We start from the raw sequence: 19,987 nt of genomic DNA on the forward strand, positions 1-19,987 counted from the left end.
AGCGGCCGGCACTACCATCAGCTGTAGACAACCATCGCCCGTGCGTCCATCACGGATCAATCGCCGACGATGCGGCCGTCGACGACGCGTGCCACCTGCTGGCCGAACATGGCCACATCCTGCGGGTCGTGGCTGATCAACAGCAGCGGAATGCCGGTTTTGTCCAGTACCGTCTCAAGTTCCTGCCGCAGGTGCTGGCGAAGATCATGGTCCAGCGCGGAGAACGGCTCATCGAGCAGCAGTGCCTGCGGCTGCGTCACCAAGGCGCGTGCAAGCGCGGTACGCTGGCGCTGTCCACCGGATACCTGCGAGGGCAGCAGATCGCCCACCGTGTCGATGCGGAATGCGTGCAACCACTGCTCCACCGCATCGAAGCGCTGGCCAGTCCGCGGATTCAACCACCCCTTCTGCAATCCGAACGCCACGTTCTGGCGCACGCTCAGGTGCGGGAACAACGCGTAATCCTGGAAGACATAACCCAACCGGCGGCGCTGCGGCGGCAGATCCACGCCGGTGGCCGCATCGAACAGGGTCTGCCCCTGCAGGCGCACATGGCCCTGCCCCGGCCGCAGCAGCCCGGCCACCGCCTTCAGCGTCAGGCTCTTGCCCGCGCCCGAGGGCCCGAACAGCACCACCTGCCGCTGCGTGCACTGCAGCGATACGTCCAACACGAAATCCTGGCCGGCCGCCTGCAGCCGACGCTGCACCTGCAGGTCAAGCCACATCACGCAGCTCCCGGCGACGCCCGCCCACCAGCCGTGCGGCCAGCAGCAGGATCACGATGCACACCACCGAGGTCAGGATCACCAGCGCATTGGCCTTGCCGTCCTGACCGGCCTGCACCGCTTCGTAGATGGCGATCGACAGCGTCTGCGTGCGGCCCGGAATGCTGCCGGCCACCATCAGCGTGGCACCGAACTCACCCATCGCACGGGCAAACGCCAGCAGCAGGCCGGCGAGGATGCCGCGCCAGGCCAGCGGCAGCGTGATGCGGAAGAACACCGCCGCTTCGGACACACCGAGCGTGCGTGCGGCCTGTTCCAGCTGTCCGTCCACTTCCTCGAACGCCGCGCGTGCCGGCTTGAACACCAGCGGCAGCGAGGCCACTGCGGCGGCGATCACTGCAGCCTGCCAGGTAAACACCAGGTTGATGCCAAACCACGACTGCAGCCAGGCGCCGATCGGTCCGTTACGGCCGATCAGCACCAGCAGGTAATAGCCCAGCACTGTTGGCGGCAACACCATCGGCAAGGTCAGCAGCGAATCCAGCAGCTCGCGGCCGGGAAAGCGCCGCCGCGCCAGTAGTGCGCCCAGCGCCACGCCCACTACAAGATTGATCGCGGTGGCCCAGCCGGCCACCTTCAGCGACAACCCCAGCGCGCTCCAGTCGAGATCCATGCCTCAGGGCTTGCCGAACCCGTGCCTGGCCAGGATCGCCTGGCCCTGGGTCGAACGCACGAAGGTGGCGAAGCGTTTGGCCTCGGCCGGCTGCGCGCTGGCCTTGGTCACCGCCAGCGGATAGGCGATGCGCCCGGCCACCGGCACCGCGAAGGCACGACGCACGCGGTCGGGCATGGCTTGCGCATCGGTGGCATAGACGAAACCGGCATCCACTTCACCGCGCGCCACGTAGTCCAGCGACTGGCGCACGTTCTGGGTGGTGATGACCCTGCCCTGCACCGACGGCCACAGGCCCGCCGCTTCCAGCGCGCCCTTGGCGTAGCGGCCGACCGGAACACTGTCCGGGTTGCCCAGTGCGATGCGCTGCACGCCGGCACCGGTCAGGTCCTTCAAGCTACGCGGCGCGACCTTGGCCTGCGGCGGCACCACCACCCACAGCGCGTTCACCGCGAATACCTCGCGGGTGCCCGCCGCCAACAGGCCCTGCTGCTGTGCCTGGTCCATCGTGGTTTCATCGGCCGAGGCGAACACGTCCACCGGCGCGCCACGGCTGATCTGCTGCAGCAGTACGCCAGACGCAGCGAAGTTGAAATCGACCTTGGTGCCCGGGTGCGCCTTCTCGTAGGCCGCGCCTAGTTCACGGAAGCTCTCGGTCAGGCTCGACGCCGCCGACACCGTCAGGTCGGCCGCCCAGGCCGGCACCGTGGCCAGCAGTCCCAGCAACAACAGTCCAGCGCGCTTCATCGTCGGCTCCCGGCCAGGTTCAGTTCGGATCGGATTCGTCGGCCACCGCCAGCGCCGCCAGGCGCTCGGGCTGCAGCAGCAGGATCTCACGCTGTTTCACCGCGATGATCCCATCATCGCTCAGGCGGCGCAGCACGCGGCTGGCGGTTTCCGGCGCCATCCGCAGGTAATTGGCGATCTCGGTGCGTGCCATGGTCAGGTTGAAGCGCGTGGCGGAAAAGCCGCGCCGCGCGTAACGCTCGGACATGTCCAGCAGGAAGGCGGCCATGCGCTCTTCGGTACGGTGATTGGCGGCCAGAGTCGCGACCTTGCCGATCTCCGCGCTGAGCAGGCTGAACAGCTTGGCCTGCAGCCCCGGCATGCGCGTGGCCAGCAGGCTCAACTTGGGGAACGAGATACGGCACAGGTGCACGGTGTCCAGCGCCACCGCATTGCAGGGGAAGCGCGAACCGTGGATCGCATTCAGGCCGATCACTTCGCCCGGCAGGCTGAAGCCCAGCACCTGCTCGTTGCCCTGGCTGTCATCGACGAAGGTCTTGACCATGCCGGCGCGCACCGCAGCAATCGAATCGAACGATTCACCGGCGCGGAAGATGTAGTCACCCGCATGGAACGGGCCGACGTGGTCGACCAGCACGTGCAGGTCGCCCAGCGCGGTCTTGTCATAGCCCTGCGACATGCAGGCATCGGAAAACGCACAGGTGCTGCAGAAGTGCAGCGCGTCGCCATCATCGGCGGCGGCGGGGTTCGGCGTGGCCCGGCCGAGGCGACCCTGGGAAGGCGGAGTTGAAGACATCGGGGCAGGACTCAAGCGATGGCGGCCGCCGGCCGGAAGCATGCGGCCATCATACGCCACAGCAACCGCCCTTCTTCGGCCAGGCGCAGCACACGTGCATCCCACTGCGCCCAGCCACGTGCCAGCAATGGCGACAACGCCGGCAGCTGCTCGGCGAAGCATTCTTCGAACGGTTCATCGTTGCGCCATTCGAAGGCGGCCGCATCGAGGGCGTGATCGCAGGCGATGCTCTGCGCCACCTCGGCCGCCAGTCGCTCGTCTTCGGACAGGATCAATCCGGCAGACACGCCCATATGCCCGGCCTGCAGCCGCGCACGCCATTCGCCCAGTTCGTCCTCCAGGCGGTAGAACACCTCGCCGATCTGGCTGCAGGCGGACAGGCCGAGGCCGATGAAATCGCTGCGGTCGCGGCGTGGCACGCCGGCCAGGTCGCAATGGCGCTGGCCATCGCCCGGACCATGCGGGTTGGGCAGGTCGCCGCGTTGATAGTGATCGCCACCGATCGGTTCATAGCCCGCTGCGCGCAGCAGCCGCCAGCTCTGCAGCCATCGTGCGGCTGAGGGATGCTCTGGCAGCGCGCAAGGCGCCGGCAGCAGGATGCGCTCGGGCGCTTCGGCCAGCACCTCATGCAGTCGTTCGATGAAGCCGGTGTCCTCGCTGCCGGGCACCCGCAACTGGTAGTAGCGCGCGGTGAAGCCCACCTGTCGCGCCTGTGCCAGCAGGGTCGGCCCCGGCGCGTCGGCGCGATCGATCACGTTCAGGCGGGTACAGCCCACCGCACGCAGCTGTGCCGGTGCCAACGCGCTGCCCGCATCCAGCCGCACCTCAACCTGGGGCCGTGCCACGGTGCGCAGGTGCTGCGGCACGGCGTCCAGCAGCTGGCCCAGCTGTGGCGGTGGCAGCGTCTCGGCCAGCCCCAACTGCAGCACCATCGCCACCACTTCACGATCCTCGGCGAGCGCGACGGCCTGCAGACGCAGCGCCAGCAGCAGCGTGTCCAGGTATGCCTGCGGTGGCGCATCGCGTCCACCACGACCGGCCTGGAAGCCGAGCGTTAGGCCGCGCGGGATGAGGTGCTCGTTGCTGGCGCGCACGGCGGCGCGCCAGCCGCTTTCACCAAAGCCGGTGCTGAACTGGTCCGCAGGCGGGAACAGCACGTGCCGGGGCTGCCGCAGCAATGCCGCCTGCAGCGCAGTGTCCTCACTCTCGTCGACGTGGAAGCTCATGACAAACATCTTCGGGCGTTCCTCTTCGCGTGGCCCTGATTGAAATCAAGCGTGGCGCATCTGAGGGGTGCTGCCGGCCAGCGGCCGGCACTACCCCTTCACCCACGCCGCTGGCCGGCAGCACCCCTCACCCGCCGCGCACCCGCTCGGCGGCGGCCGCATCGATGGCTTCGGGCAGATCGGTTTCGCGGTCGATCTGCGGGAAGTGGCGGCGCTCCATGCGGCGAATAGCAAAATGCATCCACGCCAGTGCAGCCGCAACCAGCACGAACAGCAGCATGAAACAGCTGCTCCAGATGCCCACGGCATCGTTCAATGCCCCGAACACGATCGGCAGGATGAAGCCACCCAGGCCGCCGATCATGCCGACCACACCGCCCACCGCGCCCACATGCTTTGGGTAGTACACCGGAATGTGCTTGTAGACCGCGGCCTTGCCCAGCGACATGAAGAAGCCCAGCACGAACACCAGCACGGTGAACATCACCACGCCGATCGCCAGATGGAAGTGGATCGGGCCGTGGATGCCTTTCACCACATATTCGGTATCCGGATAGGCCAGCAGGAAGGTGCAGATGGCCGACACACCGAAGGTCCAGTACATCACCCGGCGCGCACCCATCCGGTCCGACATCCAGCCACCGACCACGCGGAACAGGCTGGCCGGGATCGAATAGCACGCCGCCAGCATGCCGGCGTGCCCCACGTCCATGCCGTAGGCGCCCACCAGGTAGTGCGGCAGCCACAGCGCCAGCGCCACGAAGCCACCGAACACGAAGAAGTAGTACAGCGAGAACCGCCACACCTGCAGGTTCTTCAGCGGTGCCATCTGCTCGGCGAACGGCACCGGCTTGACGTCATCACGGCGGCGCTGTTCCAGCGACGGATCTTCCTTGCTGAACAGGAAGAACAGCACCGCCGTGATCGCCAGCGCGACCGCCCAGACCTTGGCGACCATGGTCCAGCCGGCGGCCACCATCACCAACGGCGCCAGCAGCTTGGTCACCGCCGAGCCGATGTTGCCGGCACCGAAGATGCCCAGGGCGGTGCCCTGCTTGCTGGCCGGGAACCACTTCGACACGTAGGCCACGCCCACCGAGAAGTTGCCGCCGGCGATGCCCACGCACAGCGCGGCGATCAGGAACTGGGTGTAGGTCTGCGCGTAGGTCAGCATCCAGGTGGCCACGGCGCCACACAGCATCACCAGCACCATCACCTTGCGGCCACCGAACTGGTCGGACCAGATGCCGAGGAAGACGCGGCTGACCGAGCCGGTCAGCACCGGCGTGGCGATCAGCAGGCCGAACTGGGTGTCATTCAAGCCGAGCTGTTGACTGATCTGGATGCCGATGATCGAAAAGATCATCCACACCGCAAAGCACACGGTGAAGGCGAACGTGCTCAGCCACAGCGCACGCTGCTGCTGCCCGGCACTGGCGGGGGCAAGGGCCTGGTTCATGAATTCTCCTCGTTCAAGGGGGTTCAGCCGATATCCGCTTCGGCTTCGATCTCATCCAGCCCGCGCACCGGGTAGCGCTCCTGCAGTTGCAGCAGGTAGGCCTGCACCTCGCGCTGCCGTACCTGCAATTCCAGGTAGTCACGCAGCTGCGGCAACACGGCCTCGAACGGTTGCGGCTGGCCTTCCTCGCGGGCATCGACGCAGACCACGTGGTAGCCCCAGCGCGATTCCACCGGGAAGCCGGCCAGGCCCTCGCGCAGGCGGAACACCTGGCGGTCGAACTCCGGCGTGGTCTGTCCGCGCTGCAGCCAGCCCAGGTCGCCGCCCTCGCTGCTGGACGGGCAGCGCGAATGGCGCAGGGCGAAATCGGCGAACAGGTGTGGCGACTCCTTCAGCAGCCCGACCAGCCGCTCGCCTTCGGTGCGTGCGGCGAAGCGCCCGGCCACGTCGTCGGCCGGCGCGGCCAGCAGGATATGGCGCAGGCGCACGCGATCGGGCGAGCGGAAGCGCTCCGGGTTCTGCTCGAAATAGCGGCGGCAGTCCTCGTCGGTCGGTACGCGGTCTTCGATCGCGTCTTCCAGCAGTTGCTGGATCAGCACTTCCTCGTCGCTGACCCGATTGCCCTCCGGTGCCTGCAGGCCCAGCCGCTGCGCTTCCAGGCGCAGCAGCTCGCGCACCACCAGAGCACGTGCCGCTTCGGCACGTGACTGTTCCGGGCGCATCGCCCGGTGGTGCTGCATCTCGCGAGCGATGTCGGCCTCACTGATCGCGGTCTCGTCCACGAACAGCCGGCACGGTGCCGGCTGCCCGAGCGAGCGCGTTCCCTGCTCCGCCGGGTCGTGGTGGTGCGAATGGGCCTCGGACGGAACCGGGGCATTGGAGTCGATCACGGTGATCGGCAGGAATTTCGGCAGGCTGCCCATGAACTACTCCCGCGGACCATAGCGCAGCGTGGCCTGGCGACGGCGCACCACCTGGTATGGCCTCCACAGGTAGCTGATAGGAATGCTCCACACGTGCACCAGGCGGGTGAACGGCGCGATCAGGAACAGGGTCAGGCCCAGGAAGATATGCATCTTGTAGACCCAGCTGACGCCCTCGATATAGTCGGCGGCACCGGCGCGGAAGGTCACGATGTGCTGCGCCCACTCGGCCAGCTGCACCATCACCCCACCGTCCAGGTGACCGGATGAGATGCGGATGCTGTACAGGCCCAGGCACAGCTGGGCGAACAGCAGCACCAGCACCACGGTGTCGCCGAAGCTGCCAGTGGCACGCACGCGCGCATTGAAGAGGCGGCGTACCAGCAGGATGCTGATGCCGATGAAGCACAGTGCGCCGAACACGCCGCCCACCACCATCGCCAGCATCTGCTTCTGCGACGAGGTGATGAAGTGCTCGTACACCGCGTGCGGGGTCAGCAGGCCGACCAGGTGGCCACCGAGGATGGCCAGGATGCCGATGTGGAAGCAGTTGCTGCCGATCCGCATGCCCTTGTCCGACAGCATCTGGCTGGAGCCGGTGCGCCAGGTGTACATGGCCTTGTCGTAGCGCGCCCAGCTGCCGATCAGCAGCACCGCCACGGCGATGTACGGGTAGTACTGGAAGGCGAATTGATGCAGGGAGTAACTCATGGCTGGACCTCTCGATGCGAAGGACGGGCCGGCGAACGCACGGGTGGCTTGCAGTCTTCGGAGGGTGCCTCGGCGCCGAAGCGCACCGCCTCCTCCTCCCACAAGCGGTCCATGGCCTCGGCGGTATCGTCGCGGACTTCCTCGCTGGCACGCTGGCGCAGCGCCTGCAGATCGGCCTTGCCGTTGCCGGCTTCGACCAGGATCTCGAACAGCACCCGGTGCGGCAGCTCGCGCTCGGCGGCACGCGCCGCCAGCATCCCGGCGATATGGCCGATGTGGTGCAGCCACTCGCGGGCCTCGCTGCCGGGGCGATGGGCCAGGAACTCCAGCAGCAGTGGCAGGTAGTCCGGGAGCTCGCGCGCATCCAGTTCGAAGCCGTTGCGGCGGTAGGTTTCGACCAGATCGACCATGGCCTGGCCACGGTCGCGCGACTCGCCATGGATGTGTTCGAACAGCAGCAGGCTCATCGAACGGCCGCGGTCGAAACTGGCCAGCCATGCCGCCTGCGCATCCAGCGCGTCGGTATCCAGCAGTTGCTGCACGAAGCTGCGCAGCTGCTGGCGGCGGGCGGTGTTCAGCGCCGTGTCGTCGCAGGCGGCGAGCAGTTCCTCGCCGTGCTGCCACAGTTCTTCACGGGGGTAATCCAGCAGCACCCCGACCAGCTTGAGCACGCTCATCACACCACCTCCTTGCGGCGGTGGTTCGGACCCTTGTCCACCACGAAGGTGGTGCTCTTGCGCTGGCCGAACAGGTCGGCCGGGCTATCACCGTTGCAGCCGTTGCCGAAGGTGAAGCCGCAGCCGCCGCGCTCGCCGAAGGCATCGTTGGCATACTCGCGGTGGCCGGTCGGAATCACGAAACGGTCCTCGTAGTTGGCGATGGCCAGGTAGCGATACATCTCTTCCACCTGGGCGATGCTCAGCCCGGTCTGCTCCAGCACTGCGGTGTCTTCCACGCCGTCCACGTTCTTGGCACGGCGCCAGGCACGCATGGCCATCAGCCGTTCCAGCGCGCGCACCACCGGCGCCTCGTCACCGGCCGTCAGCAGGTTGGCCAAGTAGCGCATCGGGATGCGCAGCGAGGCCACGTCCGGCAGCTCACCGCTCATGCCCACGCGGCCACGCTCGGCAGCGGACTGGATCGGAGACAGCGGCGGTACGTACCAGACCATCGGCAACGTCCGGTATTCCGGGTGCAGCGGGAGCGCCAGCTTCCAGTCGATCGCCAGCTTGTACACCGGCGACTGCTTGGCTGCATCCAGCCAGCTGTCCGGGATGCCCTCCTTGCGCGCGGCAGCGATCACCTCCGGGTCATTCGGGTCCAGGAAGATATCCAGGTGGGCCTGGTACAGGTCCTTCTCGGCGGCCACCGAGGCGGCCTCAGCGATGCGGTCGGCGTCGTACAGCATCACGCCCAGGTAGCGGATGCGGCCCACGCAGGTTTCCGAACATACGGTCGGCTCACCCATCTCGATGCGCGGGTAGCAGAAGATGCACTTCTCCGACTTGCCGCTCTTCCAGTTGTAGTAGATCTTCTTGTACGGACAGGCCGACACGCACATGCGCCAGCCACGGCACTTGTCCTGGTCGATCAGCACGATGCCGTCTTCCTCGCGCTTGTAGATCGCACCCGACGGGCACGCCGACACGCAAGCCGGGTTCAGGCAGTGCTCGCACAGACGCGGCAGGTACATCATGAAGGTCTTCTCGAAGGCGCCGTAGATCTCCTTCTGCACCTGGTCGAAGTTGTAGTCGCGCGAGCGCTTGCTGAACTCCGAACCCAGGATCTCCTCCCAGTTCGGGCCCCACTCGATCTTCTGCATGCGCTCGCCACTGATCAGCGAACGCGGCCGCGCGGTGGGCTGGTGCTGGCTGTCCTTGGCGGTGTGCAGGTTCTGATAGTCGAAATCGAACGGCTCGTAGTAGTCGTCGATCTGCGGCAGGTCCGGGTTGGCGAAGATCTTGGCCAGCATGCGCCAACGGCCACCTGCACGCGGTACCAGCTTGCCGGCGCGGGTACGCACCCAGCCGCCGTTCCACTTGTCCTGGTTTTCCCATTCCTTCGGGTAGCCGATGCCCGGCTTGGTTTCCACGTTATTGAACCAGGCGTATTCGACGCCCTCGCGCGAGGTCCAGACGTTCTTGCAGGTGATCGAGCAGGTATGGCAGCCGATGCACTTGTCCAGGTTCAGCACCATCGCGATCTGTGCACGGACCTTCATCACACCACCTCCTTGGCGGCGGCCGGTACAGCCTCGCCCGTCGCTCCTGCGCGTCCTGCGCCCGCGACACTCGAACTTCCTTGTTCATCGTCAAGCCAATCGATCTTGTCCATCTTGCGCACGATCACGAACTCGTCGCGGTTGGTGCCGCAGGTGCCGTAGTAGTTGAAGCCGTAGGCCAACTGCGCGTAACCGCCGATCATGTGGGTGGGCTTGAGCACGATGCGGGTCACCGAGTTGTGGATGCCGCCGCGGGTGCCGGAAATCTCCGAACCCGGCACGTTGATGATGCGTTCCTGGGCGTGGTACATCATCGCCATGCCTGGCATCACGCGCTGGCTGACCACCGCACGCGCGGCGATCGCACCGTTGACGTTGAACAGCTCGATCCAGTCGTTGTCGACGATGCCGGCACTGCGCGCGTCGTCCTCGCTGATCCACACGATCGGGCCACCGCGCGACAGCGTCTGCATGATCAGGTTGTCGCTGTAGGTGCTGTGGATGCCCCACTTCTGGTGCGGGGTGATCCAGTTCAGCACGATCTCCTTGTTGCCGTTCGGGCGCTGGTTCAGCAGCGGCTCCACCGTGCGCGTATTGACCGGCGGCCGGTAGCCCATGAAGGCCTCGCCGAAGTCGATCATCCACTCATGGTCCTGGTAGAACTGCTGGCGACCGGTCACCGTGCGCCACGGAATCAGCTCGTGCACGTTGGTATAGCCGGCGTTGTAGCTGACGTTGTCGTCTTCCAGGCCCGACCAGATCGGCGAGGAGATGATCTTGCGCGGCTGCGCCTGGATGTCACGGAAGCGGATCGCCTCGTGCTCCTTGCCCACCGCCAGATGAGTGTGCTCGCGACCAGTGAAGGTGCCCAGCGATTCCCAGGCCTTCACCGCCACATGGCCGTTGGTCTCCGGTGCCAGGTGCAGGATCACCTCGGCCGCGTCGATCGCGGTCGAGATGGCCGGACGGCCCTGGCTCACACCCTCGTCGTGCACGGTGTGGTTGAGTTTGCCGAGGAATTCGACTTCGTGCTTCGTGTCCCAGCTCATGCCCTTGCCGCCGTTGCCCAGCTTGTCCAGCAGCGGGCCCAGCGAGGTGAACTTGCGGTACAGGTTGGGGTAGTCGCGCTCCACCACTGTCATCGACGGCATGGTCTGGCCCGGAATGGCCTCGCACTCGCCCTTCTTCCAATCAGCCACGCCGAACGGCATGCCCAGCTCGTTGGGGGTGTCATGTAGGGTCGGCACCAGCACCAGGTCCTTCTCCACGCCCAGCACACCGGGCGCCATCTCGCTTACGGTGCGGGCAACTTCCTTGAAGATCTCCCAATCACTGCGCGATTCCCACGCAGGATCCACCGCCTTCGACAGCGGGTGGATGAACGGGTGCATGTCCGACGTGTTGAGATCGTCCTTCTCGTACCAGGTGGCCGTTGGCAGCACGATGTCCGAGTACAGCGCGGTGGTGCACATGCGGAAGTCCAGCGTCACCAGCAGGTCGAGCTTTCCTTCCGGCGCTTCGTCGCGCCACTTCACTTCCTCCGGCTTGACCGCGCCCATCTCGCCCAGGTCCTTGCCCTGCAGGCCGTGGCGCGTACCCAGCAGGTGCCGCAGCATGTATTCGTGGCCCTTGCCCGAGGAACCGAGCAGGTTCGAGCGCCAGATGAACATCATGCGCGGGTGGTTCTGCTGCGCGTCCGGATCGGCAAAGGCGAAGTCCAGCGAACCATCTTTGAACTTGCCCAGCGCATAGTCGGCCGGGGCCACGCCGGCCGCTTCGGCCTCGCGCACCAACTGCAGCGGGTTGCGGTCCAGCTGCGGTGCGCTCGGCAGCCAGCCCATGCGCACCGCACGCAGGTTCAGGTCGGCCAGGCTGCCGCTGTACTTGCTGGCGTCGGCCAGCGGCGACAGCAGCTCATCCACCTGCAGCTTCTCGTAGCGCCACTGCCCGGTGTTGAAGTAGAAGAACGAGGTGCCGTTCATGTGGCGCGGCGGGCGGCTCCAGTCCAGGCCGAAGGCCAGCGGCTGCCAGCCGGTCTGCGGGCGCAGCTTTTCCTGGCCCACGTAATGCGCCCAGCCGCCACCGGTCTGGCCCACGCAACCGCACATGATCAGCATGTTGATCAGGCCGCGGTAGTTCATGTCGTTGTGGAACCAATGGTTCATCCCGGCGCCGACGATGATCATCGAACGGCCATGGGTCTTGTCGGCGGTGCGCGCGAACTCGCGGGCGATCTCGATCACCTCGGCGCGCGACACGCCGGTGATGCGCTCCTGCCACGCCGGTGTGCCCGGCACCATGTCATCGAAGCTCGATGCCACGTTGCCGCCGCCAAAGCCACGGTCCACGCCGTACTGGGCCAGCAGCAGGTCGTAGACCGTGGCCACAAGGGTCTCGTCACCGTCGGCCAGCGCCAGGCGACGCACCGGGATGTTGCGTTCCAGTACCTCGTCGGCCGGTGCGGCGGTCCAACCTTCCGACTCGATGCCACCGAAGTACGGGAAGCTGACCGCCTCGATGCCCTCATGGGCGTCGGCCAGGCTCAGGCGCAGGCGCGTATGGGCGCCATTGCTTTCCTTCTCCTCGATGTTCCACTTGCCCTTCTCGCCCCAGCGGAAACCGATCGAACCGTTGGGCACCACGATCTGGCCGCTGGTCTCGTCCAAAGCCAGCGTCTTCCAGTCCGGATTATTGGCTTCACCCAGGCCACCCAGCTCGCTCGCACGCAGGAACCGGCCCGCCACCAGACGGCCATCGTCGCGGCGCTCCAGTCGCACCAGCATCGGCATGTCCGAGTACTGTCGGCAGTAGTCCTGGAAGTACTGCGAGGGCGAATCGACGTGGAACTCGCGCAGGATCACATGGCCGAAGGCGAATGCCAGCGCCGCATCGGTGCCCTGCTTGGGGTGCAGCCAGTGATCGGTCAGCTTGGCCAGCTCGGAATAGTCCGGGCAGATCGCCACCGTCTTGGTGCCGTTGTAGCGCGCCTCGGTGAAGAAATGCGCATCGGGCGTGCGCGTCTGCGGCACGTTCGAGCCCCAGGCGATGATGTAACGGCTGTTGTACCAGTCGGCCGATTCGGGCACGTCGGTCTGCTCGCCCCAGATCTGCGGCGAGGCCGGCGGCAGGTCGCAGTACCAGTCATAGAAGGACAGGCAGGCGCCGCCCAGCAGCGACAGGTAGCGCGCGCCGGCGGCGTAGGACACCATCGACATCGCCGGAATCGGCGAGAAGCCGACCACGCGATCCGGGCCGTACTGCTTCACCGTGTACAGGTTGGAGGCGGCGATGATCTCGTTGGCCTCTTCCCACTGCAGGCGCACGAAGCCACCCATGCCACGGCGGGTCTTGTACGAACGCGCCTTCTCCTTGTCCTCCACGATGCTGGCCCAGGCATCGACCGGGCCCTTGCTCTTGCGCGCCTCGCGCCACAGGCGCAGCAAAGTGCCGCGGATCAGCGGGTACTTCAGCCGGTTGGCGCTGTACAGGTACCAGGAATAGCTGGCGCCACGCGGGCAGCCACGCGGTTCATGGTTGGGCAGGTCCGGGCGCGTGCGCGGGTAGTCGGTCTGCTGGGTCTCCCAGGTGACCAGGCCGTTCTTGACGTAGATCTTCCAGCTGCAGGAGCCGGTGCAGTTCACGCCGTGGGTGGAGCGTACGATCTTGTCGTACTGCCAGCGCGCGCGGTAGCTGTTCTCCCAGTCACGGCCTTCGCTCTTGGCGAATCCGTGGCCATCGGCAAAGGTCTGGGGGTCACGCTTGAAGAACTGCAAGCGATCGAGGAAATAACTCATCGGGGGTCTCCCTTTGCGGACATCGGCATCGTGGCTGTGTGTGTCATCTGGCTGCGGTGCGTTTTCATGTCGTCAGCAGGGTGTCTCGGCACCGCGCCGGTAGTACCACCACCAGGTCACGGCCAGGCAGGTGACATAGAAAACAACGAATCCGTACAGCGCCATGTCGGGGCTGCCGGTCAAGGTGATGGACGAGCCGTAGCTCTTGGGAATGAAGAAACCGCCATAGGCACCGATCGCACCGGAGAAACCGACCACCGCCGCCGATTCGATGCTGGCCCGGTGGGCAGCAGCAGCCTTGCCCTCGGCGTTGTCGCTGGCCGACCAGCGCTCATGCAGGGTGCGGAAGATCACCGGGATCATGCGGAAGGTGGTGCCGTTGCCGATGCCACTGAGCACGAACAGCGCCATGAAGCTGAGCAGGAAACCGTAGAAGTTGCCGCCCTGGCCGTGACTGGGCAGGAAGTGCAGTACGCCGAACACTGCCGCGATCATCAGCGCGAACACCCAGAAGGTCAGGCGTGCGCCGCCCCAGCGGTCCGCCATGCTGCCGCCCACCGAACGCATCAATGCACCCAGCAGCGGGCCGATGAAGGCGTAGGCCAGCGGGTTCACGTCCGGGAACTGGCTTTTCACCAGCATCGGGAAGCCGGCCGAGAAGCCGATGTAGGAACCGAAGGTGCCGATGTACAACCAGCACATCAGCCAGTTGTGCTTGCGGCGGAAGATCACCGCCTGCTCGGAGAACGACGAACGCGCACTGGTCAGGTCGTTCATGCCGAACCAGGCCGCGATGGCGCACAGCGCGATGGCCGGCACCCAGATGAAGCCTGCGTTCTGCAGGAACAGTGGTGCCCCACCCTCCACCGCGGGCTGCGGTGCACCACCCAGCGCACCGAACACGCCCACGGTGATGACCAGCGGAATCACCGCCTGCGCCACCGACACGCCCACGTTGCCGAGGCCGGCGTTCAGGCCCAGCGCAAGGCCCTGCTTCTGCTTGGGGTAGAAGAAGGAGATGTTGGACATCGACGAGGAGAAGTTCGCGCCACCGAACCCACACAGGATCGCAATGGCCACGAACACCCAGTACGGCGTGGCCGGATTCTGTACCGCAAAGCCGAGCCAGAGCGTCGGCGCCAGCAGCGAGGCCGTGGACAGCGCGGTCCAGCGGCGGCCACCGAAGATCGGGATCACGAATGAATAGAAGATGCGCAGGGTGGCGCCGGACAGGCTGGGCAGCGCCACCAGCCAGAACAGCTGGTCGGTGCTGAAGTTGAAGCCGATCTTCGGCAGGCTGATCGACACCGCTGAGAACAGCACCCAGACCGAGAAGGCGAGCAGCAGCGAGGGGATCGAGATGACCAGGTTGCGGGTGGCGACCCGCTTGCCGGTGCGCTCCCAATAGCCGGGGTCTTCCGGCGTCCAGTCGCTGATGACGCGACCGGGACGGGCAGTGCTGCGGACAACAGGATCGCTACCGACGGTCATACATGGCTCCAAGGCTGTGGAATGACGTGGGTACTGCTTTCAAGTTGTGACCCGTCGTCATGCAGCCATTAGGCCGCGCAGCAACAACGACGGGGTTGATCTGGATCAATCAGGGGGCGGTTTCCACCCTGCCCCTGACAAATGTCAAACCGAAGGCGCGGTGGTGCGGCGGGTCACCCCGCGCTGGCGTACGCTGTCGCGCACGTCCACATCGAACTGCAGCTGAAGCTGGCCGCCATCTTCCAGGGCAATGTCGAACGGAAGGCCGTCACGGCAAGGCAGCCGTGCAGCCAAGGCCTCAACGGCCGGGCGCGGCAACACCAGGCGGCAGAAGGTGCCTGCGTCCAGCAACACGGGCTGCTCGCCGCCATGCAGCGACACCGCCATACCCCAGCCCTCGATCCCGCCAAAACGGGTCATGTTCTCGACCGATTCACCGGCCAGCAGGCGCGCCAGTTCGGCCTCGTCCAGGCGAAGCCGTACTGATTGATCCTGCAACTGCACTTTCATGACGCAACATCCTCCCATTGTTCGGGGGTATTGCAGTTGACCAGGCAGGCTTCGTCAACGCTTTCCAGCAGCAGCGCGTGCATCTGCAGGCGGCGCTGGAAGGCCTGTACCGAGCGCGGCCCCTGCGCATCATCCAGCATCGTGGCCAGCACGCTACGAGTGGCATTGTCCACATTCAACCGCATGGGAAAGGGATGCCCGTCAAAGATCGTGCACGCGCCCCGCCCCTCGGCAGCCAGCCGTTGCAGCAGCCGTGGCGCCAGCAACGGCGTATCCACCGCTACCACCCAGGCCGGGCTGTCGGGCATCTGCTGCATCACGCTGTGCAGTCCACCCAGGGGACCGCAGCGCGCCACCTGATCGGGGATGCCGCCGAAGGCCGGATAGTCGCCGCTCACCCACACCCGTTCGGCGCCGGCCTGCAGCAGCAGGCCACGCATATGTTCCAGCAGGGTGCGCCCCTTCCACGGCAGCAGCGCCTTGTCGCGCCCCATCCGGCTGGACAGGCCACCGGCCAGCACGATGCCGTTGATGGTTCCATTCATGGTAGAGCCACGCCATGCGTGGCTGCAGCGGACTCAATGGTGGTGGTCGTGCGCATGGTCATGGGCATGTGCGGGCTCGCTGTCCGCATGGCACAGGCTGCAACCCTCGCTCCACTCGCTGTCACCGTCCTCGTAATGCTCCTGCTTCCAGATCGGGCACTGGTGCTTCACCACCTCGATCAACTGCCGGCAGGCCCGGAACGCCTCGTCCCGGTGCGGGCTGCCGGCCGCCACCACCACCGCCACATCGCCGATACCCAGGCGGCCCTTGGCGTGGGCCACATACAGCTTCAGCTTCGGACCAAACGTGGCCTCGACCTCGGCAGCCAAGCGCTTGAACTCGTTCAGCACCAACGGTTCGAACAGGTCGTAGGTGATCCCGTTCACCGGCCGACCGATATTGACATCACGCACCTTGCCGATGAACACATCGATGCCACCGAACCCCGGATCGGACACCGCCGCGATGCCCTCGGCCGGATCGATCGCCGCCTGCGCGCGGTCCACCACCTTGGCGATGATCTTCTCGCTCATCGCTCAGCCCCCGCTCACCGGCGGCAGGATCGCCACCCGGCCATCGTCGGGCAGCGCCTCGTGGTCACGCAGCACGCGTTGCTGGTCGGCAAATGCCGAGTAGTCCAGCAGGCCCGCGCGGAAACCTGGCCAGCGCAGCGGCAGCAGCTCGCGCAGCGCCTGGCGCAGGTCGGCCACGGTGCCACCGGCCACCTCCACCGCGATCTCGCGGCTGGCATCCAGATCGGAAAACGCGCCAAACAACTGCAGATTCACCTGTTTCATCATGACTCCTGGCTCGCCAGCTGCACCGGGTCATGGTGACCCCAGCCCTGTACCCGCACCGGCGTGCCAGCGGTGGCCAGGTCGCCCTCGGCCTCCAGCACCACCCAGGCGTTGGCCTGCAGCATGGACATCAAACGGAACGACTCCTGCCCGGACAGCACGCGCGCACTCAGGCGCCCCTGACCGTCCACTTCCACCCGCGCCCGCGCGTGGAAGCGCAGGCCCGGCGGCTTGCGCACGTCGGCCCGCAGTGGCAGCTGCAACACGGCTTCCGGTGCCAGTCCCAGCAGGCGGCGCAGCACCGGCTCCACGAAGAAGCGCTGGCCCACGGCGGCCGAGACCGGGTTGCCAGGCAGGCCGAAATACAGCGCGCCATTGGGCAGCACCGCGAACAGCAGCGGCTTGCCCGGGCGGATCGCCACCTTGTGGAAGACGATGCGCGCACCACGGCCACGCAGTGCATCGGGAACGAAATCGTAGCGGCCGGCCGACACCGCGCCGGTGCTGATCAGCAGCTGCGCGCCGGCAGCCAGCGCATCATCCAGCACCGCATTGAACGCGGCCACGTCATCGCCCACGGTGCCCTGCCAGACCACTTCGGCACCGGCGGCCTGCAGGCGACCCACCAGATACGGCCGGTTGCTGTCACGGATCTGGCCGGATTCCAGCGTCTGCGCCGCCTCGGTCACCAGCTCCTTGCCGGTGGCGATCACCGCCGCCTTCGGCCGCGCCACCACCGCCACCTGGCCCACGCCGATGGCATGCAGCAGGGTGCGCGCATTGATGTCCAGCACCTGCCCGGCCTGCAGCACACGTTCCCCGTCGCTCACATCCTGGCCGCGCAGGCGCACGTTCTGGCCCGGCTTCACCGTGCCCTTCAAGGCGATGCGGGTCGGGCGTCCATCCTCGCTGGCGAGGATGTCCACGTTCTCGACCGGCACCACCGTATCCAGCCCAACCGGCATGCGCGCACCGGTCATGATTTCCCAGGCACCCTCGCCGCCTTCGGCGCCAGCATCGCCGGCCGCCTGCCAACCCTGCACCGCGAATTCGGTACCGGCCTCGAACGTCGCGCCGTTGGCGCGCAGCGCGAAGCCGTCCATCGCCGAGTTGTCGAACGGTGGCAGCGACTGCCCGCTGATGATGTCACTGGCCAGAGTGCGGCCAGCGGCCTCATGCAGCGGCAGGCGCTCGGCCGGCAGCGACATGGCCGCGTCCAGCAGGTGCTGCAAGGCTTCGCCGTAGGGAATCATGAGTGGCCATCTCCCTCGACCATCGCCAGGGCATGGCCCAGTACCGGCGCCAGGATATCCAGGCACTGCGCTGCGGCCTTCGGGCTGCCCGGCAATGCAAACACCAGCATGTTGCCCAGCTGCACCACCTCGGCACGGCTCAGCCAGGCCATCGGCGTGTGCTGCGCGCTCAGCGCCCGCACCATCTGCGCCAGGCCATGCACCGGCCGCACGTTCAAGGAACGCAGCGCCTCCGGGGTCAGGTCACGCGGGCCCAGCCCGGTACCGCCAGTGCACAGGCACAAGCGCACACCGTCGGCGGCCAACGCCTGCAGGCGGCCCGCCAACGGCTCGATGCCATCGGGCAACACCTCGGCGGCCACGACCTCACCGCCCAGCTTTTTCACGCCGGCAACCAGGGTCGGGCCAGAGATATCTTCGTAGGTGCCGTCGCTGGCGCGATCGCTCAGCGTGATCACCGCGCAGGCCGCGCCCTCCAGGCCCTTCGGCGCACGCGGCTTGAAGCGCGCGCGCTCGGCATCATCCATGCCGTCCGGGTGCAGCCACACGCCGCGCTTGCCACCTTCCTTGAACAGCAGGCGGATGCCTTCGATGCGCAGCGCGGGTTCCACCGGCTTGCTCAGGTCGTACAGGGTCAGCAGCGCCGCGTTGACGCCAGCCAGTGCCTCCATCTCCACGCCGGTGCGCGCCTCGCTGGCGCACTCGCACCACACGCGAATCGCCTGCCGCTCCGGCACCGGCGCGCAGAACACCTGCACCAGTTCCAGCGGCAGCGGGTGGCACAGCGGCATCAGCATCGAGGCCATCTTGGCGCCCTGCAGGCCGGCAATCTCGGCCATCACCAGCGCATCGCCCTTGGGCAGGCGGCGCTCGACGATCAGCGGATAGGCCACCGGCCCGGCATGCAGCTCGCCCACCGCCACCGCGCGGCGGCGGGTGATGCGCTTGTCGCGGACATCGGCCATATGGAAGGCCGCATTCAATTCCCCACTCATCGTGTTGCTCATCCTCCGATGGAGGCCAGGTGCGGGGTCAGCCCGGTCTGGCCCTGGTGCAGTCCATGCCCGGCCGCTTTCAGGCCAAGCTGTGTGGTGATGCGTGCCAGCAGGGCGTCGTGGTCATCGTCGCTCTGCAGCAGCGGGCGCAGCGGCACGCCGAACTCGCCGAACAGGCACAGCCGCAGGTCGCCCTTGGCGGTCACCCGCAGGCGGTTGCAGCCCTTGCAGAAGTCACGCGAATACGGGGCGATGATGCCGATGCTGCCGCGATGGTCGGGGTGACCGAACTCACGCGCCGGGCCGGCATCGGCCGCGCGCGGACGCTCGTGCCAGCCAGCGGCGAGCAGCTGCTCGATCACCACGTCGGCGCGCAGGTGGTGGCGCTGGAAATAGGCTTCGTTGTCGCCGGTGCGCATCAGTTCGATGAAGCGCACGCTGAAGGGACGGTCGCGCAGGTAATCCATCCACTGCGGCAGCTCGTCATCATTCAAGCCGCGCAGCAGCACCGCGTTGAGCTTGATCGCCGGCAGGCCCAAAGCCTGCGCCAGGGCCAGGCCCTGTTCGATCTCCGGCAGGCGGTCATGCCCGGTGATGGTCCTGAAGCGTTCGCGCTGCAGGCTGTCCATGCTCACGTTCAGCGCGGTCAGGCCGGCCCGGTGCCAACCCGGCAGGCGACGCGGCAGCAGCGTGCCGTTGGTGGTGATGGCCACCTTGCGGATGCCCGGTACCGCCGCCACGGTGGCGATGATCTCGTCCAGGTCCTTGCGCAGGCTGGGTTCGCCACCAGTCAGGCGGATCTTGCTCATGCCCAGCGCGGCGAACGCGCGCACCAGGCGCGCGATTTCATCCACCTGCAGGAAGCGCGGGCGGCCATCGGCCTGGTAACCGTCGGGCAGGCAGTAGCTGCAACGGAAGTTGCAGGCTTCGGTCAACGACAGGCGCAGGTATGGAAAGCTGCGTCCAAAACCGTCGGTGAGTTGGCTCATGGCTGGTCCACCTAGTTGCTCCACCGTCTTGCCTGTGCCCGGAACGGCCCGGAAACCCTCGTCTGCTGGAACGATTGCCAGAGTACGCGGCAGTCAGTTCCATGGGCATGACTTAAATCAATCGCCTTCGG

Annotated in this window: 19 protein-coding genes; all 19 read right to left on the minus strand. The window is 66.6% G+C overall.

Annotated elements, in window-relative coordinates; translation table 11 throughout:
* Nucleotides 1-56: 56 nt before the first annotated feature.
* Nucleotides 57-725, minus strand: coding sequence for a sulfate/molybdate ABC transporter ATP-binding protein (locus DI041_RS01120; RefSeq protein ID WP_136637900.1), 669 nt, complete (start codon nt 723-725; stop codon nt 57-59).
* Nucleotides 715-1,398 (minus strand): molybdate ABC transporter permease subunit, encoded by a 684-nt coding sequence (modB, locus tag DI041_RS01125; RefSeq protein ID WP_049459011.1) that lies wholly within the window; start codon nt 1,396-1,398, stop codon nt 715-717. The genes DI041_RS01120 and modB overlap by 11 nt, the downstream gene beginning before the upstream one ends.
* A 3-nt stretch (nt 1,399-1,401) precedes the next feature.
* Entirely contained in the window at nt 1,402-2,145 is a 744-nt protein-coding gene (gene modA / locus DI041_RS01130; protein WP_136637899.1) for a molybdate ABC transporter substrate-binding protein, read from the minus strand.
* Between the two features lie 19 nt (nt 2,146-2,164).
* Nucleotides 2,165-2,941 carry a helix-turn-helix domain-containing protein gene (locus DI041_RS01135; protein ID WP_012511268.1) on the minus strand — a complete coding sequence of 259 codons (777 nt, stop codon included), beginning with the start codon at nt 2,939-2,941 and terminating at the stop codon, nt 2,165-2,167.
* Nucleotides 2,942-2,952: 11 nt separating this feature from the next.
* Nucleotides 2,953-4,167, minus strand: a complete 1,215-nt coding sequence (locus DI041_RS01140) for an oxygen-independent coproporphyrinogen III oxidase (RefSeq protein ID WP_136637898.1) — start codon at nt 4,165-4,167, stop codon at nt 2,953-2,955.
* Nucleotides 4,168-4,294: 127 nt separating this feature from the next.
* Nucleotides 4,295-5,626, minus strand: coding sequence for an MFS transporter (locus DI041_RS01145; RefSeq protein ID WP_136637897.1), 1,332 nt, complete (start codon nt 5,624-5,626; stop codon nt 4,295-4,297).
* 23 nt (nt 5,627-5,649) lie between these two features.
* Entirely contained in the window at nt 5,650-6,549 is a 900-nt protein-coding gene (locus DI041_RS01150; RefSeq protein ID WP_136637896.1) for a peptidylprolyl isomerase, read from the minus strand.
* Between the two features lie 3 nt (nt 6,550-6,552).
* Nucleotides 6,553-7,260, minus strand: a complete 708-nt coding sequence (gene narI, locus DI041_RS01155) for a respiratory nitrate reductase subunit gamma (protein ID WP_136637895.1) — start codon at nt 7,258-7,260, stop codon at nt 6,553-6,555.
* Nucleotides 7,257-7,937: a nitrate reductase molybdenum cofactor assembly chaperone gene (gene narJ, locus DI041_RS01160; protein ID WP_136637894.1), complete on the minus strand. Its 681-nt coding sequence runs from the start codon at nt 7,935-7,937 to the stop codon at nt 7,257-7,259. Before narJ ends, narI begins: the two co-directional genes overlap by 4 nt.
* Entirely contained in the window at nt 7,937-9,481 is a 1,545-nt protein-coding gene (narH, locus tag DI041_RS01165; RefSeq protein ID WP_006371184.1) for a nitrate reductase subunit beta, read from the minus strand. Before narH ends, narJ begins: the two co-directional genes overlap by 1 nt.
* A complete protein-coding gene (locus DI041_RS01170; protein ID WP_136637893.1) occupies nt 9,481-13,275 on the minus strand; it encodes a nitrate reductase subunit alpha in 3,795 nt (1,264 codons plus the stop codon). The genes narH and DI041_RS01170 overlap by 1 nt, the downstream gene beginning before the upstream one ends.
* 72 nt (nt 13,276-13,347) lie before the next feature.
* Nucleotides 13,348-14,766 (minus strand): NarK family nitrate/nitrite MFS transporter, encoded by a 1,419-nt coding sequence (locus DI041_RS01175; RefSeq protein WP_136637892.1) that lies wholly within the window; start codon nt 14,764-14,766, stop codon nt 13,348-13,350.
* Between the two features lie 144 nt (nt 14,767-14,910).
* A complete protein-coding gene (locus DI041_RS01180) occupies nt 14,911-15,276 on the minus strand; it encodes a DUF7009 family protein (protein WP_136637891.1) in 366 nt (121 codons plus the stop codon).
* On the minus strand, nt 15,273-15,821 hold the full coding sequence (mobA, locus tag DI041_RS01185; protein WP_136637890.1) for a molybdenum cofactor guanylyltransferase: 549 nt from the start codon (nt 15,819-15,821) through the stop codon (nt 15,273-15,275). Before mobA ends, DI041_RS01180 begins: the two co-directional genes overlap by 4 nt.
* 33 nt (nt 15,822-15,854) lie before the next feature.
* On the minus strand, nt 15,855-16,355 hold the full coding sequence (locus tag DI041_RS01190) for a molybdenum cofactor biosynthesis protein MoaE (RefSeq protein WP_125895830.1): 501 nt from the start codon (nt 16,353-16,355) through the stop codon (nt 15,855-15,857).
* 3 nt (nt 16,356-16,358) lie between these two features.
* Nucleotides 16,359-16,619, minus strand: a complete 261-nt coding sequence (locus DI041_RS01195) for a MoaD/ThiS family protein (protein ID WP_005416856.1) — start codon at nt 16,617-16,619, stop codon at nt 16,359-16,361.
* Entirely contained in the window at nt 16,619-17,872 is a 1,254-nt protein-coding gene (locus DI041_RS01200) for a molybdopterin molybdotransferase MoeA (RefSeq protein ID WP_136637889.1), read from the minus strand. Before DI041_RS01200 ends, DI041_RS01195 begins: the two co-directional genes overlap by 1 nt.
* On the minus strand, nt 17,869-18,867 hold the full coding sequence (moaCB, locus tag DI041_RS01205; protein ID WP_136637888.1) for a bifunctional molybdenum cofactor biosynthesis protein MoaC/MoaB: 999 nt from the start codon (nt 18,865-18,867) through the stop codon (nt 17,869-17,871). Before moaCB ends, DI041_RS01200 begins: the two co-directional genes overlap by 4 nt.
* Nucleotides 18,868-18,875: 8 nt before the next feature.
* On the minus strand, nt 18,876-19,856 hold the full coding sequence (gene moaA / locus DI041_RS01210) for a GTP 3',8-cyclase MoaA (protein WP_008265266.1): 981 nt from the start codon (nt 19,854-19,856) through the stop codon (nt 18,876-18,878).
* Between the last annotated feature and the right edge of the window lie 131 nt (nt 19,857-19,987).

The organism is Stenotrophomonas maltophilia (assembly GCF_004920835.1).
Classification (GTDB): domain Bacteria; phylum Pseudomonadota; class Gammaproteobacteria; order Xanthomonadales; family Xanthomonadaceae; genus Stenotrophomonas; species Stenotrophomonas maltophilia_AQ.

Excerpts from the sequence above, each read along its gene's own strand:
- moaA (WP_008265266.1), bottom strand. The coding sequence starts at position 19,856 with ATGAGCCAACTCACCGACGGTTTTGGACGCAGCTTTCCATACCTGCGC.
- DI041_RS01140 (WP_136637898.1), bottom strand. The coding sequence starts at position 4,167 with ATGAGCTTCCACGTCGACGAGAGTGAGGACACTGCGCTGCAGGCGGCA.
- DI041_RS01170 (WP_136637893.1), bottom strand. The coding sequence starts at position 13,275 with ATGAGTTATTTCCTCGATCGCTTGCAGTTCTTCAAGCGTGACCCCCAG.
- modA (WP_136637899.1), bottom strand. The coding sequence starts at position 2,145 with ATGAAGCGCGCTGGACTGTTGTTGCTGGGACTGCTGGCCACGGTGCCG.
- DI041_RS01150 (WP_136637896.1), bottom strand. The coding sequence starts at position 6,549 with ATGGGCAGCCTGCCGAAATTCCTGCCGATCACCGTGATCGACTCCAAT.
- narJ (WP_136637894.1), bottom strand. The coding sequence starts at position 7,937 with ATGAGCGTGCTCAAGCTGGTCGGGGTGCTGCTGGATTACCCCCGTGAA.
- mobA (WP_136637890.1), bottom strand. The coding sequence starts at position 15,821 with ATGAATGGAACCATCAACGGCATCGTGCTGGCCGGTGGCCTGTCCAGC.
- DI041_RS01200 (WP_136637889.1), bottom strand. The coding sequence starts at position 17,872 with ATGATTCCCTACGGCGAAGCCTTGCAGCACCTGCTGGACGCGGCCATG.
- DI041_RS01190 (WP_125895830.1), bottom strand. The coding sequence starts at position 16,355 with ATGAGCGAGAAGATCATCGCCAAGGTGGTGGACCGCGCGCAGGCGGCG.
- narI (WP_136637895.1), bottom strand. The coding sequence starts at position 7,260 with ATGAGTTACTCCCTGCATCAATTCGCCTTCCAGTACTACCCGTACATC.
- DI041_RS01135 (WP_012511268.1), bottom strand. The coding sequence starts at position 2,941 with ATGTCTTCAACTCCGCCTTCCCAGGGTCGCCTCGGCCGGGCCACGCCG.
- DI041_RS01195 (WP_005416856.1), bottom strand. The coding sequence starts at position 16,619 with ATGAAACAGGTGAATCTGCAGTTGTTTGGCGCGTTTTCCGATCTGGAT.
- modB (WP_049459011.1), bottom strand. The coding sequence starts at position 1,398 with ATGGATCTCGACTGGAGCGCGCTGGGGTTGTCGCTGAAGGTGGCCGGC.
- moaCB (WP_136637888.1), bottom strand. The coding sequence starts at position 18,867 with ATGAGTGGGGAATTGAATGCGGCCTTCCATATGGCCGATGTCCGCGAC.
- DI041_RS01175 (WP_136637892.1), bottom strand. The coding sequence starts at position 14,766 with ATGACCGTCGGTAGCGATCCTGTTGTCCGCAGCACTGCCCGTCCCGGT.
- DI041_RS01180 (WP_136637891.1), bottom strand. The coding sequence starts at position 15,276 with ATGAAAGTGCAGTTGCAGGATCAATCAGTACGGCTTCGCCTGGACGAG.
- DI041_RS01145 (WP_136637897.1), bottom strand. The coding sequence starts at position 5,626 with ATGAACCAGGCCCTTGCCCCCGCCAGTGCCGGGCAGCAGCAGCGTGCG.
- DI041_RS01120 (WP_136637900.1), bottom strand. The coding sequence starts at position 725 with ATGTGGCTTGACCTGCAGGTGCAGCGTCGGCTGCAGGCGGCCGGCCAG.
- narH (WP_006371184.1), bottom strand. The coding sequence starts at position 9,481 with ATGAAGGTCCGTGCACAGATCGCGATGGTGCTGAACCTGGACAAGTGC.